This window comes from Rathayibacter sp. VKM Ac-2929, assembly GCF_022815495.1.
Taxonomy (GTDB): Bacteria; Actinomycetota; Actinomycetes; order Actinomycetales; family Microbacteriaceae; genus Rathayibacter; species Rathayibacter festucae.
Genome location: NZ_JALGRV010000005.1, coordinates 19,437 through 33,637 on the forward strand (window position 1 = coordinate 19,437; position 14,201 = coordinate 33,637).

Below are 14,201 nucleotides of genomic sequence, written 5' to 3' on the forward strand. Positions count from 1 at the left end.
GCGAACGAATGGCTGGCACGAAAGTAGGCGTCTGCGCTTATCCTTGGTGCTCCTTCGGCGGGGACATACCATGTCCGTGGCTGGCCGAGTGCACCCACCGGGATGTTCTGGACGTAGTTCGACTCGGCGACGATCTGCAGGCTTGCCACGCTGTTCTGGCTGGTCTTGCCGAGAAGCGAGAGGACCCTGACAGGGATGTTGCCGTTGGGTCCGGAGCAGGTGACAACAGTTTTAGCGATAACATCGCCCGTGCCGCGAGATCAGTGTGGATTGTTCGTCTTCCCGACGCAGCTGTATTTCGCTTCATCGGCGAACTGAAGCTTCTGTCCGTCGGGTTGCGCGTAAGTGCCCGCGGGATGGTGATGGATGAGGACGTGCTTTCATCCGGCGAAGCGTTTCGCATGTCCAGCTCCAGCGTGGGCACGGGATCGAGGCTGGGTGCTGCCGACGTCGTGTTCGGTATGCCGATCATGGCGCTCGACAATGCGACGATCGCAGCCATTTTCCTTGCGCTGTAGAACCACAGCCACGTACATGCTGGCGCAATGCTGACGGCAATCAATATGTGGATCACTGTTTACTGTGAATCGGGAGAGCGCTCCCATTGCTGTAGATCTGCGGAGTGGAGGGGTGCCGAACTCGTGGGCTGTCCTTTGGTGAACGGACGTTGCGCGTTTCAGCCGAACGTCGCGCGCCATCGTTCTACCTTCGGTGGTCACCTCTTCGTGGAGCGCGGCAATCACGTAACGTGTGCCCCGACGCCGCGCTCGACTCGTCGTTCCCGACCATGCGGCCCGTTTACGGGGCGTCCCGACCAGTAGGCGAGGTCTCAGCGCGGCGGCAGCGCGGCGCCCGCGACGGCAGAGCTGCCGAGGTCGCTCTGGGGGAGGGGCTCGCCGGAGGCGAGGGCGTCGGTCCAGGCGGCGGTGTCGGCGACGGCCGCGAAGTTCGAGTTCAGCAGGGCGAGCAGGGTGGTGTGCACCGTCTCGGCGTCGACGGAGCCCGCCGCGTTCGAGATCGCAATGGCACCGGTCGCGTCCGAGAGCACCTCCGCCGTCAGCCCGTGCGTCTCGGCCTCGGCCGCCGAGGCGAGGATGCAGTTGTTGGTCATGTAGCCGACGAGGGTGATCGTGTCGACGTCGCGCTCGCGCAGCCAGGCGAGCAGGTCGGTGCCGGCGAAGACGGTGCCGAACTGCTTGGTGATCGACGTCCACTCATCACTGCGGCGGCCTTCGATCTCGGGGTGCAGCTCGAAGCCGGGGGTGCCCGGTGCGAAGACGGGTGCTCCCTCGCCGCTGCTGTGCTGGACGGCGGCGATCGGCAGACCGGCGGCCGTGGCGGCGTCGAGCGCGGCGGTGATGGCGGGCAGCGAGGTCGCGTGCGGCGGGTAGCGGATCTCGAGCGGCCCGGCGAAGTACTCCTGCTGGACGTCGACGAGGATCAGGGCGCGGCGGGGTGCGGTCATGGTATCTCTCCTGGATCGGGGTGGTGCTCACCAGACTGCCCGTCTTCCGGGAGTCGAGGGACTCGCGGATCGACGGCGCGGACGTCAGGTCGTCGCGAGGGCGATCCCGAGCAGGAGGAGCGAACCACCCGAGGCGAGCACGCGCGCGGTGTTGGCGCGGATCCAGGCGCGCTCGAAGCCGCGCCGGGCGTCGGAGAGCGGACCGCCGGCGGCGCGGTCCAGTCGCAGGTTGAGCGGCACGCTGCGCCCGAAGGTGACGACGTACTGGGCGAACAGCGGGTTCTGCACCGCGGCGTTGATCGCGGTCATCGCGCTGACGAAGGCGCGGTCGTCGGTCCGGCCCAGGCCCGGCATCACCGCGCAGGCGAAGGCGTAGAAGAAGCCCGCCGCCAGGCCGCTGGTGACGAGCGCGGCGAGCAGGAGCGGCACGAGGAGAGCGTCGGGCACGGCTGCCTTTCCGAAGGGTGGCTCAGGCGGACGGTGTGCGGCGGACGGGACATCGGTCCATGCGAGCGCATGCTCACGAGAGGGAGACACCGCGGGCATCCGCTGCCCGGTCGGCGCGCACTGCGTCCATGCTCGCCGAGCAGCCCGCAGCGGGGAATCAATGCTGATCGAGTAGCCCGCGGAGCGGGCGTATCGAGCGGAGGGGGCGCCTCCGGCGCCAGCGCAGGGCGGGGAGGAGACCGACGTCCTTGGGGTGGGCGGGTCTGGATGCGCCCCTGCAGGGCTACTCGACCAGCATGTGTGCGGGCATCTCTTCCAAGTAGATCCCCCACCGTCAGAACGGTGCGGGAGCATCGTCGAAGCGGGGCCCCGGGGGCGGGTCGGGTGGCCGCCCGGGCAGGGGTGGCGGGCGGTTGCTGATCCGTCGGCCGGTCGGGCTCGTCCACTCGATCGTCCCGTGGTCGTCGACCCGGTCGTAGCTCCACTGCTCTCCGTGCCGCACGTGGTGGTGGGACGTGCAGAGCATGACGAGGTTCTCGAGCGAGGTCTCGCCGCCGTTGCGCCACTCGATCGTGTGGTCGGCCTCGCTGGTGGCGGCGGTCCGGGTGCAGCCGGGGAAGCGGCAGGTCTGGTCCCGCAGCTGCAGGTGCAGGCGCATCTGGGGCGGTGGAGTGCGCCAGGTCCGGCCGGCGGAGACGACGGCTCCGGTGTCCGGATCGGTGAGGACGCGGGTGAAGGACGCAGCGGTGCGAATGAGCTCACGGGCGATCGGGGCGGGGACGGGGCCGTAGCCGTCGAGCTCCGCGGGCGCATCGTCGAGACCCACGGCGGTGGACGCCGCGAGCGTGAGCCGCACTTCGGCGCGCACGCCGGGGACGAAGGTCGGGTCGGGCCGATGCTCGTCGTTCGGCGTGGTTCCGATGATGTCGCCGTCGCAAAGCAGATCGACCGCCGCATCGGCGCTGAGCTGCTGCAGGGTGCGCGGGTCGCCCTCGTCGCGGAGGGTGCGGGAGATGCGGCGGAGTCGGTCGTAGGCGCCGGAGACGGCGGGCGCGGGAGCGTAGACGCAGAGCGTCGCCATCCCGTCGACGTCCGGCGTGACCCAGACCGCGCGGTCCTCCTTCGCGCGCGCGTGGCGCTCGGCGAGCGGCTGCTCGTGCAGCTCCTCCCGCCAGCGACCGAGTGCTCGGCGCAGCTGCGTGGTGGTCATCCTGACGGCGGCGTCGGCGGCGCGCTCGTCGAGTGCGGAGCGGGAGGTCTCGGGAAGGCTGCTCGCGGTCCTGCAGATCGCCTCGCCCAGCTCCCAGAGGATCAGGCCGTCGCGCAGCAGCGCGCGGGTGAGCGGCAGGTGCTCCATCAGAAGCTGCGCGGTCTCGAGGCGGCGGGAGACCTCCCGCTCGGACACCCCGAACGCCACCGCCAGTTCGGCACGGACGGAGCGCTCGACGAGGTCGCGTGTCACGCTGCGAGTCGCGCCGCGGGCGAAGGCCTCCGGGACGGTGAGCGCGATCCGGTAGCCGCGGTGCATCCGCTCCGCCGCTCTGAGGCGCGTCGGGGACGCAGCGCGCTCGGCGGCGGCGGAGTCGTCGAAGCAGTCGCGCACCTCCGCGAGTGCTGCCGCATCCTCGTCTTCTGACATACGGGTATTGAATCAGGCACCACCGACACCGGAGTGGGGTGGCGGGCCGATCGGGGACAGTGCTGTCAGATCGGGGTTGGGGAGGAGGCTCGCTCCCGGATGTCTCGGCGGTGGTGGGTCTCGATGCGCCCTTCGGGCTGCTCGACCAGCGTGCAAGGGCCGCCGGACGCTGCTGCTCGACCAGCGTGTAAGGGCCGCCTGCGGCGGCTGCTCGAGGGGCGGGCGGCATCATGCTGATCGAGTAGCCCGCGGAGCGGGCGTATCGAGATCCACCAGCGTCAGAACAGGAGTCTGCAGACCCGCCGAGCTGGTGACGGCGGGTCTCGATACGCCGCCTGCGGGGCTGCTCGACCGGCATGCGCGGGCTGCTCGACCGGCGGCGCTACTCCGTCCCGGTGCGGGTCTCCGTCTCGTCGGAGGAGGTGATCTCGGTGTCGGTCTCGTCGGCGCGGTCGCGCAGCGCATCGGCCATGGCGCCCGCGCCCTCGTCGCCGTGGTCGTGGTCGACCTGCTCGATCAGGCCGCCCAGCTTGTCGTCGTTGCTCGCGTCCTCGGCGCCGTCCATGACGGGGCCGTTCTGGGTGTCGCTCATGGCTGCCTCTCCGCGCGGACGGAGGTCGACCGCGCGCCTCCGACGCTACGGACCGCGCCACCGGAGCGCCCGCCCTTGACGTCGCGACCGCCCCGTGGGAAACGCGAACGGCCCGGCCCCTCCGAGGAGGGAGCCGGGCCGGTCAGGCGGAGCGGGTCAGTTCTTGATCACCAGGGTGATCGAGGCGCTGGAGCCCACATTGCCCGCGGCGTCGGTGGCCCGGGCGACCACGGCGTAGGTCGCGTTCGGCCAGTTCTTGCTGTTCGCGGTGAGCGACCAGCTGCCGTCGGCCTGCTTGACGCCGTCGCCGAGCTTGGTCGAGCCGGACCAGAAGGCGAGGCTCGTGACCGCGACGTTGTCGCTCGCGTTGGCGACGAGGGTCACGGTGCCGGTCACGGTCGTCTGGCTGGCGGGCGAGACGATCTTCGCCTGCGGCTTCACCGTGTCGGCGCCGGAGGTCGGCGTCGGGGTCGGCGTGGCGGTCGCGGTGGGCGTGGCGGTCGGCTTCGGCGTGGCGGTCGCGGTGGGCGTCGCGGTCGGGGTCGGCGTCGCGGTCGGCGTGGCCGTCGGCTTCGGCGTCGCGGTCGCCGTGGGCGTCGCGGTCGGAGTCGGCGTGGCGGTCGGCGTGGCGGTGGCCGTCGGCGTCGCGGTCGGCGTCGGGGTGACGACCGTGCCCACCGGGATCGTGCTCACGCCGTAGCCGTAGTAGCGGCCGGAGACGGGACGCGTCGGGTCGCCGGCGAAGGTGCGGCCGCGGTCGACGGTGGCCGACTTGGCCTGGGCGATCACCTGGGCGATGACCTGCGCGGGGCTCTTGCCCACGCAGGATCCGCCGGCCGCGAGGCAGTCGAGGACGACACCGGAGGCGGCGGCCGTCGACATGCTGGTGCCGGTCTGGATGTACGCGTAGGTGTTGCCCTTCTTCGTCGTGTAGGGGCAGGTGCCGGGCGCGGCGATGGTGTGACCGGCGTCCGCGGGCGAGGCGAAGTTGCTGTTCAGCGTGTAGTTGTCGTCCTTGGTGGTCACGTTCGTGCACGGGACGGCGGCGAGCGAGCCCGGCTTGCCGTCGTAGTTCGCGAAGTTGGTGACGGCGAGGACCTCGTCGTAGGCGGCGGGGATGTACTTCGACAGGTCGGCGGCGGAGTTGCCGGCGGCCGAGACCACGGTCACGCCCTTCGCGACGAGGTCGCAGACCGCCTGGTGGATGGTGTCGCCGTCGGTGCGGCCGCAGTTGCCGTCGTCGGCGCCGTTCGTGGCGAGCGACATGTTGACGACCTTGATGTTGTAGGTCGCGGCGTTCTGCGACACCCAGTCGAGCGCGCACATCAGGGTCGAGATGTTGCCCTTGTTGTTCGCGTCGAGCGCGCGGACCGAGTAGATCGGCGCGCCGGGGGCGATGCCGACGGTGCCGGAGCCGTTGTCGAGCGCGGTCATGTAGCCGGAGACGCCGGTGCCGTGGCCGTTGGCGTCCTCGGCGGTGCCGGAGCCGAAGCAGTTGACCTGCTTGGCCAGGTTGTAGTCGGGGTGCGCGCTCACGCCGGAGTCGATGACCGCGACGGCGGGCCCGGTCCAGTTGGTGACGCCGTCGCCGGCGCTGACCGGGGCCTTGTCGGCCTCGGCGGTCAGGACGTGCGAGGGCATGGTCTGCGCCTGGCCCTCGACCACCTGGTCGGCGGGCGAGAGGCCGAGGACGCGGCTGTCGGCGGCGAGGATCGCGTGCTGACGGGCGGTCAGGGTCGCGGTGAAGCCGGAGACGCCTCCGCCGTAGGACGCGTCGAGCGTGAGGCCGAGGGCGCTCGCGAGCGTCGTCGAGACGGCCTTCGAGTCGACGGTGACGACGTAGCGGCCGGCGCCGGTCTGCGTGGCATCGGCGGCCTGCGCGGGGAGCGCGGAGGCGCCGACGAGACCGGCGGTGACGACGGCAGCGGCGGCGGTGGCCGCGAGGAAGCGGCGCAGGCGGCCGGCGGGGCGGCGCGACGGGGTGGAGCGAGGGATCACGAAGGTCCTGTGTTTCTGTGCGGCGGGCGGGGCGGGGGAACCGGAGGGCTCGCCGGGCAGCGGTGACCGACGACCGTCGGACGCTGGGAACGGCCGACGGAGGAGTGCAAGGGGGATCAGGAGCCAAAGCTAGCGGTCCCAGGTTCGGGATGCACTACTCTTCGTGATTTCTCAGTGCGCTGGGTCTGCGGACGGGGCTGTGGAGGAGGGTGGATCTCCATACGCCCGCTGCGCGGGCTGCTCGATCAGCAGGAACGGAGCTCAGCGGGGGCGCGGGGCCCGCAGCACGCGGCGGTAGACGTCGATGGTCGCGCGGGCGATCGCGTCCCATTCCAGCGCGGAGAGGTCGGCGGAGGCGTCGTCCGCCACCGTGCGCTCGTCGAGCCACGCCAGCGCGCCGTCGAGGGCCGCGGAGTCGAAGGCGCCGTCGTAGAGCCGCACCCAGTCGGGGCCGACCAGGGCGGCCAGCTCGTGCATCGCGCCGAGGTCGGGCACCAGCACCGGCCGGTCGGCCGAGACCGCGAGGATCGCCGAGCCGGAGTTCTGGATCGCCGAGTAGGGCAGCACGACCAGGTCGCTCGCGCGCAGCCAGAGCGCCATCCGCTCGTCGCTGAGGAAGGACAGCTCGAGCCGGATGCGCGCATCGCCCGCCGCCGCCTCCTCGATCACGCCGCGCAGCGGTCCGCGGGCCGGGTTGCCGGCGACCGCGAGCAGCGTGCCGTCGTCCTCGCGCTCGCGGAAGCGCTCGATCAGCGTCGGCACGTTCTTGTACGGCCGGATCTGGCCGACCGACACGACGAGCCGTGCGTCGGGGTCCAGACCGAGCTCGGCGCGCGCCTCGGCCCGGGTCGCGGAGAAGTCGTAGTCCTGGCGGTAGTGCCCGTGCGGAGTCACGAACGCGGGCACCGCGGCCAGCTCGGGGTAGGAGCGGCGCATCGCGGTCACGCCCTCCTCCGAGAGGCAGACGATCGCGTCGAGGTTCTCGGTCAGCAGCCGCCGGTACCAGTTGCGCAGGAACGGGGTGCCGCGCTCCTCGTGCGAGGTGACGTTGTGCGCGGTCCAGATCAGTCGGGTGCCGCGCAGCCGCGCGACGCGGAGGAAGGCGAAGAAGAAGACCAGCCGCGCGACGATCCGGTAGCGGCGGACGCCGCTGAGGAAGGTCAGGTCCGGCCAGTGCAGGTGCACCACGTCGACCTTCGCGACGAGCAGGCGCAGCCAGGAGAGGTCGCGCACGAGCACGCCCTCCGCGGTCATCGCCGTGTAGAGCCGCGCGTTGTAGGGGTTCGCATAGCGGGTGCGGAAGGCCGGCTCGGCCTCGACCCGCAGCCGGCGGCTCCGGGCGTCCTCGCCGGAGAGCAGTCCGCGCAGGCGCGTGCGCAGGCGGCCGCGCAGGGTGCGGGTCCCGCCGGCGATCATCGGGCGACCTCCGCCGCGCCGGTGCCGGGCACCCGGCCGAACAGCGTGCGCTCGGCCTCCGGGTAGCCCACGCGCCAGTCGGCCCGGCGCTGCCAGACCTCGGTCCAGGCGCGGCGCTTGCGGCGGGTCGCGGTCTCGAGCACGGTGCGCACGAGCGCGCCGGCCTGGAGCAGCGCGATGCCGATCCGCGCGGGCAGCGGCTTCCACGAGAGACGGATCATCGTGGCCTTGCCGGCCATCACCATGCACATCTTGCGGCCGGAGTTCCCGGCGGTCGCCGCGTCGCGGGTGGAGGCCCCGACGTCGTGCACGATCACGGCGGTCGGCACGATCACCGGGCGCAGACCCGCGCGGCGGGCGCGGATCGAGAACTCGGCGTCCTCGCCGTAGAGGAAGAAGCGCTCGTCGAGCCGGCCGACCCGCTCGTACTCCTCGCGCGGCATCAGCAGCAGGCAGCCGGTGATGATCGGCACCTCGCGGACGCTGTCGCGCTGCCAGCCGCCGAGCGACTCCGGGTCGAGCAGCGGGTTGCCGCGGAAGGCGGTGGAGAGCATGGTCGCGTAGGTCAGCAGCGACCACAGGCTCGGGGCGCCCCAGCAGGACGAGGGGTCGACCGAGCCGTCCGGGCGCAGGGTGCGCCCGCCGTAGACGCCGTAGCGCGGGTTCGCGACGGCGAACTCCAGCAGCGCGCGGAAGGAGCCCTCGAGCACCAGGGTGTCGGGGTTCAGCAGCAGCACGAAGCGCTCGGTCGCCGCCGCGACGCCGCGGTTCACGCCGCGGGCGAAGCCGAGGTTGTCGCCCGCCTCGATCACGGTCGCCTCGGGGTGCGCGGCGCGGATCGCCTCCGCGCTGCCGTCCTCGGAGCCGTTGTCGACCACGATGATGTGCGGCGGGGTCGGCGCGTCGCCGAGCGGGATCGACGCGAGGCAGGCCAGCGTCTTCTCCCGGGTGTTGTAGCTGACGACCACGATCGCCAGGCTGGTGTCCACCGACTCAGGCACGATCGGCCTCCGGTCGCTGCCCGATCACCTTGGCGGGCACGCCGCCCGCGATGCAGTTCGCGGGCAGGTCCTTGGTGACCACGGCCCCCGCGCCGACGATCGCGCCGTCGCCGATGGTGACGCCCGCGACGACGACCACGTTCGCGCCGAGCCAGACGTCCCGGCCGATCACGATGTCCTTCTCGATCTTCGGCTGGTCCATCACGGGCGTGCCCTGGACGATGCCGTAGTTCGAGGCGGTGATCGTGACGTTCGGCGCCAGCAGGCACTTCGCGCCGAGGGTGATCCGGCCGGTGCTGTTGCCGGCCCAGAGCAGCGAGTTCTCGCCGATGTGGGTGCCGGCGCCGAGGGTGATCCGCTCGGCGTTCCGGAACGACACGTTCGGCGCGAACGAGACGTCGGCCCCGCGGGTGAGCCGCGGCACCTGGTCGGCGTGGCTGTACGCGTGGAAGTGCAGCAGGCGCACGGCCTGCAGGTAGGTGCGCACCTTCGTGAGGGTGCGCAGCGGTCCGCCGCCCTGGCTCATCGGCCGGCTCCGTTCGATTCGAGGTCGTCCGGCGATCCGGCGGGGGTCTGCTCGGCGAGCGGGTCGATGACCGGTGCGCCGATCTCGGTCAGCGAGGCCGCGATGGAGCCGATGAAGAGGTCCGCGTCGAGGTCCGAGCGCACCGAGATCGCGATGTCGAGCCGCTTGGTGAAGGAGCTCGCGAAGACCGCGGCCTCGTCGTCCGGCTCGGTCACCGGCCAGAGGGTCATCGAGGCCAGCTCGGCGCCGCCGAACCAGCGCGGGCGCAGGAAGACGGGGAGGTAGGACGCGTAGCCCTGCCAGTCCTTCCGGCCGCGGGTGATGCCGCTCTCGCCGGTCTCGACGGCGAGCTGCACCTGCTCGCGCACGCTCGCCACCGTCTCCGCGAGGCCGAGCGACACCGGCACGGCGACGCGCACCATCGACACGTGGTTGCGCTTGACCTCGTTCCTGTCGCGGCGCGGCGACACGGGCACGAGCGTCGCGATCTCCGCGCGCTCGGGGTGCAGCGCGGCGAAGGCGTGCAGCGCGAGCGCGACGGTCAGGTCGGCGACCGAGCCGCCGGCCGCGCGGGCCGCCGCCTTCGCGGTCTTGAGGTCCGCGGTGAGGATCGCGGCGTCGCGCGGCTTGATGCTGCGCTCGAGCAGTCCCGAGCGGCGGATCCACCAGTCGCGGGCGGCGCGGATGTTGCGGCCGCCGACCCGGGTGATCCGCTTCTTCAGCGGCTTGCGCTTCCACTCGGTCCACTCGTCCGCGAGCGACGCGTGGGTCGACGCGATCTGCCGGCGGGCGGCGAGCGTGAGCGCGATCGGGCCGCGGGGCGGCCGCGGGTCGTCCGGGAAGCGCATCGGCGCGCGGCTGAACGGCGCGAACTCGATCGGCTCGCCGGAGGTGAACGCCTGGATCAGCACCAGCCCGAACATCCCGTCGCCGAGCGCGTGGTGGATGCGCACCGCGAAGCCCAGCTGCCCGGTCGAGAGCTCGATGACGAGGATGTCCCAGAGCGGGCCCTTCGGGTCCATCGGCCCGTTGAAGGCGCCGGTGAGCAGCTCGACGTGCCGCGGGTCCCACTCGACGACGCCCGGGTGGAAGCGCACGTGGTCGCGGACGTCGATCTCGTCGACCGACACCCAGGACGGCGTGAACAGCCCGAGCGGGGCGCGGGCGAGCCGCTGCCGCACCGAGGGGGAGGAGCGGATGAACGCCTCCCAGGCGGAGTAGACGAGGTCGCGGTCGAGCGAGCCGTCCGCGCGGCGGAACGGGGCGCCGTCGACGATCATCGAGCCGGTCGGCCGGGCGACCTCGTAGACGACGGCGTTCGAGACGAACTTCTCGTCGAGCGTGCGCAGCGGCTCGGCGTGCGGTCGCCCGGTGCGGCGAGGGGGTCGGGTCATGGCGGTGCTCCCTGGTCGGAGGCGGCGGAGGGGAGCGGTCAGCTCGGGGTGCCGGCGGGCCGCTGGTCGGCGGCCGGCAGGCGGATCGGCGTCGGCGGGTACTCGTCGACGAAGGTCGAGCCGGAGAGGCGGAGGTGGCGCGAGCGCAGGTAGCCGCGCAGGATCCCCTCGACCATCGCGAGCTCGTCCTTCGCACCGCGGCCGCGCCGCTTGGCCGAGCGCACCAGGCGCCGGCCGCTGCGGACGGCGAGGGTCGCGGTCAGCCGCGCGCCGACCTTGGGCGACAGTCGCCACCACTTGCCGACGAGCGCGCCGAGCCCGAGTCCGTAGCCGCGCATCAGGCGGCGGTAGGCGACGGGGTTGCGGGTGTTGACGTGCAGCACGACGCTGTCGGGCACGAAGACGGCGGTGCCGCCCGCGGCGAGGGCGCGGCAGAAGATGTCGAGGTCCTCGGCGCCGGCGAGGTAGCGGCCGGCCCCCAGGGTGTCGTCGAAGCCGCCCAGTGTCTGCAGCACGTCGCGGCGGAACGCCATCACGGCGCCGTGACCCGCGTCGAGGCCGCGGACGGCGGAGCGGTAGACGATGCGGTCGGTCGGCGGCACGTCGGTGTCGACCAGGGTGTGGTCGAGCATCCGCCCGGTCGCCACGGTGACCCGCTCCTCCTCGAAGGCGCGCAGCAGCGCCTCGATCCAGCCGGGCGTCGGCGAGCAGTCGTCGTCCGTGTAGACCACGATCGGCCGGTCGCTCGAGTCGAGCCCGAGGTTCCGCGCGATCGAGAGGCCCTTGGTGTCGGTGCGGACGTAGCGCACGCCCGCGGCGAGGGCGACCTCGCGGGTGCGGGAGTCGGTCGACGCGGAGTCGACGACGATCACCTCGACCTCGGGGTCGGTGCCGGCGGCGATGGCCGCGAGCGCCTCCCGGAGCATGTCGGGCCGCTCGCGGGTGCACAGGATGATCGAGACGTCACCCGGGGTGAGGACGGAGGGGTTCACGGCGTGTCTGTCCTCGGCTGGTCGGAGCGGTCGTCGGAGTCGGCGGCTGAGCCCGTGCCCGCTGAGCCCGTGCCCGCTGAGCCCGTGCCCGCCAGGTCCTCGCGGACGAGCACCATCGCGGCGCGGTAGGCGGCGACGAGGTCGATGCTCGCGCGCTCCCAGGTCAGGTTCGCCCGGTTGTCGAGTGCGGCCCGGCGCATCCGAGCGAGCAGGGCGCGGTCGGAGGAGACCAGGTCGATCTGCGCGGTCAGCGTCTCGACGTCGCGCGGCTCGTGCACGAGCCCCTGCACGCCGTCCTCGAGGTTGGCGCCGGCGGCGGAGGAGACCAGCGGCACGCAGCCGGCGGCCTGCGCCTCCGAGGTCACCAGGGCGCTGCCCTCCTCGATGGTCGGCAGGATCAGCACGTCGGCGCTCGCGAAGACCCCGGCGACGTCGCCCGTGAAGCCGCGCAGCTCGACGCTCGGCTGCTCGAGCAGTCCGGCGAGGCGCTCCTGGTAGCCCGGGGTGAAGTCGCCGTAGACCAGGAAGCGCCCGGTGCTGCTCGCCTTCGACTGCTGCCAGGCCTGCAGCGCGTAGAGCAGGCCCTTGCGCGGCTCGATCCGGCCGACGAAGACCGCGGTGAAGACGTGGTCCGGCTCGTCGCGCGGGTCGGGATCGAAGCTGCGGGTCGTGTCGACCAGGGCGCCGTAGCGGTGGCGGAGGAGCTTGCGCGGCGAGAAGCCCTTCTCGAGGAAGGTCTGCTCCACCGAGGCGGACGGCACGAGGATCGCGGTCGCGGACGCCCACTCGCGCTCCTCGCGGCGCAGGCGCACCGCGTTGTAGGTGTGCGGCGAGCCGACCGGGGGCGTGATGCCCAGGCGCTCGTACTCCTCGGCGACGACCTCGAAGGCGTGCGCGGTGTGCGTGTTCGGGGCCTCGCGGACCGCGGGCACGCCCTGGCGGGCGGCCTCGTCGAAGGTGCGGGCCGAGCCCCACGGCCAGCCGTGCACGACGTCGTAGTCGCCCTCGGCGAGGATCCGCGCGGTGACGCGGTCGTGGTGCGCGATCGAGCGGCTGCGGCCGAAGAGGCGGTGCGGGAGGCGGACGCCGCCGAGAGTGAGGGTCGTCACGGCGCGGGCGACCGGGCCGAGCGGCTCGGTGATCGAGGCGGCGACGACGGTGACGCGGTGCCCCGCGGCGACGAGCGAGCGGACCTGCTGCAGCGCGGTCCAGCCGATGCCCGGCGAGCCGATGCCGTGCGGGAACGAGTACAGGATCGACAGCGGAGCCCCGGCGGGCACGCCGGAGGCGACGCTCGTCAGCGGACGGGCGTCGCGGTCGGTGCGGTCGTGCTCGGGGTCGTCTCGGTGGTCGGGTGGGCCTGCGGCAGTGGTGGAGCACTGGTGCTCATCATCCATGCGTCTCCTGTCGTGAGGGCGGCGCGCTCAGGAATGAACGATAGCCACCATCCTCGACCACCTGAGAGGAACGCAAGTCCACTCCCGGCTCGGCGAGTCGTCGGTCCCGCAGACTTAACACAGCCGCAATACTTCCGGCATCCGCATGCCGTGGGTTATGGTCACAATGAGTGTGTCGGGGCACCGCACTCGCGGGGTCCCGGTTCTGTGCTCGTTCCGGCCCCATCGAGGCATGCCCGAAGGCCGGTGCGAAAGCAGCACCGCACCGCTCCGAAACCGCCCTTCGCACCAGGCTCCGTCGACACCTCGACAGCCGCAAAACCCGTTCCGCCATCACCGCCGTGATGGACGGAGGCGTTGCTCCAACGATTGCAGCAGCAATGCGACCTCCGAGCACGCGGCGCGTCGCCCCGAGGTCCCACACCTCGCCGTCTGGAAGTCGAGACCGAGATGTCCGTCCCCCTTTACCTTCGAGTGCTCTGGAGCTACAAATGGCTCCTCGCGGTCGGCCTCGTGGTCGCCGTCCTGGCCGCCATGGTCGCCGGCTACACCGTGAAGGACGGTGAGATCGTCTCGCGCGCCGAGTCGGCGTACCGCTCCGACACCACGATCCTTCTCGGCGGTGGCTCGCGGAACCCGCTCCAGGCCGTCGAGCCCGGTCAGACCCTCACCGAGGGCCAGTCCGAGGCCCAGCAGAACGACCTGACGAACACCGCGGTCATCTACGCGTACATCGTCAGCGGCTCCGAGATCCGCACCCAGGTCGAGCAGGCCATCGGCGGCTTCGCGCCGACCGAGGCCCTCAGCGCCGTGCGCCGCACGACCCAGCCGGCCGGCACCGAGCAGAACCCGGGCCGCTTCAGCCTCCCGATCCTCTCGATCGTCGGCGAGTCGACCGACCCGGCCCGCGCCGTCCTGATCTCGCAGACCGCGACCCAGATCTTCCAGGGGTACATCACCGCGCAGCAGGACGCCCAGGGCGTCGCCCCCGAGCTCCGCGTCACCCTGCAGACCACCGACCAGGGTGCGGCCGTCGAGCAGGAGGGGTCGAACCCGATCATCCCGATCGCGATCACCGGTCTCGGCGTCTTCCTCGCGTTCATCGCGCTCGCCTTCATCCTCTACAACATCCGCATCTCGCGGGAGCGGGTCACCGCCAACCGCGGCAACCAGCGCCGCGGCGAGTCCTTCCGGCGCGGCCCGGCCCTGACCGGCACCGCGTCCGAGAACGGCCAGCGACCCGCCGCCCTCGGCACCGCCCCCGAGAACACCGCCGGGCCGGGTGAGCTGGCCTCCTCCGGGAAGCGCAGCGCCACCTGAGGCGGTCGCAGCAG

General features: G+C 72.2%; 13 protein-coding genes. 2 read left to right on the plus strand and 11 right to left on the minus strand.

Features of this window, described 5'->3' with window-relative positions; genetic code table 11:
- The first annotated feature begins 8 nt into the window (after nt 1-8).
- Nucleotides 9-518, plus strand: coding sequence for a hypothetical protein (locus MT355_RS15820; RefSeq protein WP_243600308.1), 510 nt, complete (start codon nt 9-11; stop codon nt 516-518).
- A 311-nt stretch (nt 519-829) separates the two neighbouring features.
- On the opposite strand, the gene MT355_RS15825 is transcribed toward MT355_RS15820, so the two are convergent.
- From MT355_RS15825 to MT355_RS15875, 11 genes are all read right to left on the minus strand, one after another.
- Nucleotides 830-1,465, minus strand: a complete 636-nt coding sequence (locus tag MT355_RS15825) for an isochorismatase family protein (protein ID WP_243600309.1) — start codon at nt 1,463-1,465, stop codon at nt 830-832.
- Between the two features lie 84 nt (nt 1,466-1,549).
- Entirely contained in the window at nt 1,550-1,912 is a 363-nt protein-coding gene (locus tag MT355_RS15830) for a hypothetical protein (protein WP_243600310.1), read from the minus strand.
- 334 nt (nt 1,913-2,246) lie between these two features.
- Nucleotides 2,247-3,551 carry an HNH endonuclease signature motif containing protein gene (locus MT355_RS15835; RefSeq protein ID WP_243600311.1) on the minus strand — a complete coding sequence of 435 codons (1,305 nt, stop codon included), beginning with the start codon at nt 3,549-3,551 and terminating at the stop codon, nt 2,247-2,249.
- A gap of 382 nt (nt 3,552-3,933) precedes the next feature.
- A complete protein-coding gene (locus MT355_RS15840; RefSeq protein ID WP_243600312.1) occupies nt 3,934-4,143 on the minus strand; it encodes a hypothetical protein in 210 nt (69 codons plus the stop codon).
- Nucleotides 4,144-4,299: 156 nt separating this feature from the next.
- On the minus strand, nt 4,300-6,141 hold the full coding sequence (locus MT355_RS21660; RefSeq protein WP_243600313.1) for an Ig-like domain-containing protein: 1,842 nt from the start codon (nt 6,139-6,141) through the stop codon (nt 4,300-4,302).
- Nucleotides 6,142-6,402: 261 nt separating this feature from the next.
- The gene (locus tag MT355_RS15850) at nt 6,403-7,557 is read right to left on the minus strand and encodes a glycosyltransferase family 4 protein (RefSeq protein WP_243600314.1); all 1,155 of its coding nucleotides are present in this window, start codon (nt 7,555-7,557) and stop codon (nt 6,403-6,405) included.
- Nucleotides 7,554-8,558 (minus strand): glycosyltransferase family 2 protein, encoded by a 1,005-nt coding sequence (locus tag MT355_RS15855; protein WP_243600315.1) that lies wholly within the window; start codon nt 8,556-8,558, stop codon nt 7,554-7,556. The genes MT355_RS15850 and MT355_RS15855 overlap by 4 nt, the downstream gene beginning before the upstream one ends.
- Complete coding sequence (locus MT355_RS15860; protein ID WP_123705671.1) at nt 8,551-9,084, minus strand: DapH/DapD/GlmU-related protein; 534 nt, start codon at nt 9,082-9,084, stop codon at nt 8,551-8,553. The genes MT355_RS15855 and MT355_RS15860 overlap by 8 nt, the downstream gene beginning before the upstream one ends.
- Complete coding sequence (locus tag MT355_RS15865; protein WP_243600316.1) at nt 9,081-10,478, minus strand: wax ester/triacylglycerol synthase family O-acyltransferase; 1,398 nt, start codon at nt 10,476-10,478, stop codon at nt 9,081-9,083. The genes MT355_RS15860 and MT355_RS15865 overlap by 4 nt, the downstream gene beginning before the upstream one ends.
- A 38-nt stretch (nt 10,479-10,516) precedes the next feature.
- The gene (locus tag MT355_RS15870; RefSeq protein WP_132435098.1) at nt 10,517-11,470 is read right to left on the minus strand and encodes a glycosyltransferase family 2 protein; all 954 of its coding nucleotides are present in this window, start codon (nt 11,468-11,470) and stop codon (nt 10,517-10,519) included.
- Nucleotides 11,467-12,867: a glycosyltransferase family 4 protein gene (locus MT355_RS15875; protein ID WP_243600317.1), complete on the minus strand. Its 1,401-nt coding sequence runs from the start codon at nt 12,865-12,867 to the stop codon at nt 11,467-11,469. Before MT355_RS15875 ends, MT355_RS15870 begins: the two co-directional genes overlap by 4 nt.
- A gap of 450 nt (nt 12,868-13,317) precedes the next feature.
- On the opposite strand from MT355_RS15875, the gene MT355_RS15880 reads away from it, so the two are divergent.
- Nucleotides 13,318-14,187 carry a hypothetical protein gene (locus MT355_RS15880; RefSeq protein WP_133671811.1) on the plus strand — a complete coding sequence of 290 codons (870 nt, stop codon included), beginning with the start codon at nt 13,318-13,320 and terminating at the stop codon, nt 14,185-14,187.
- Nucleotides 14,188-14,201: the final 14 nt, after the last annotated feature.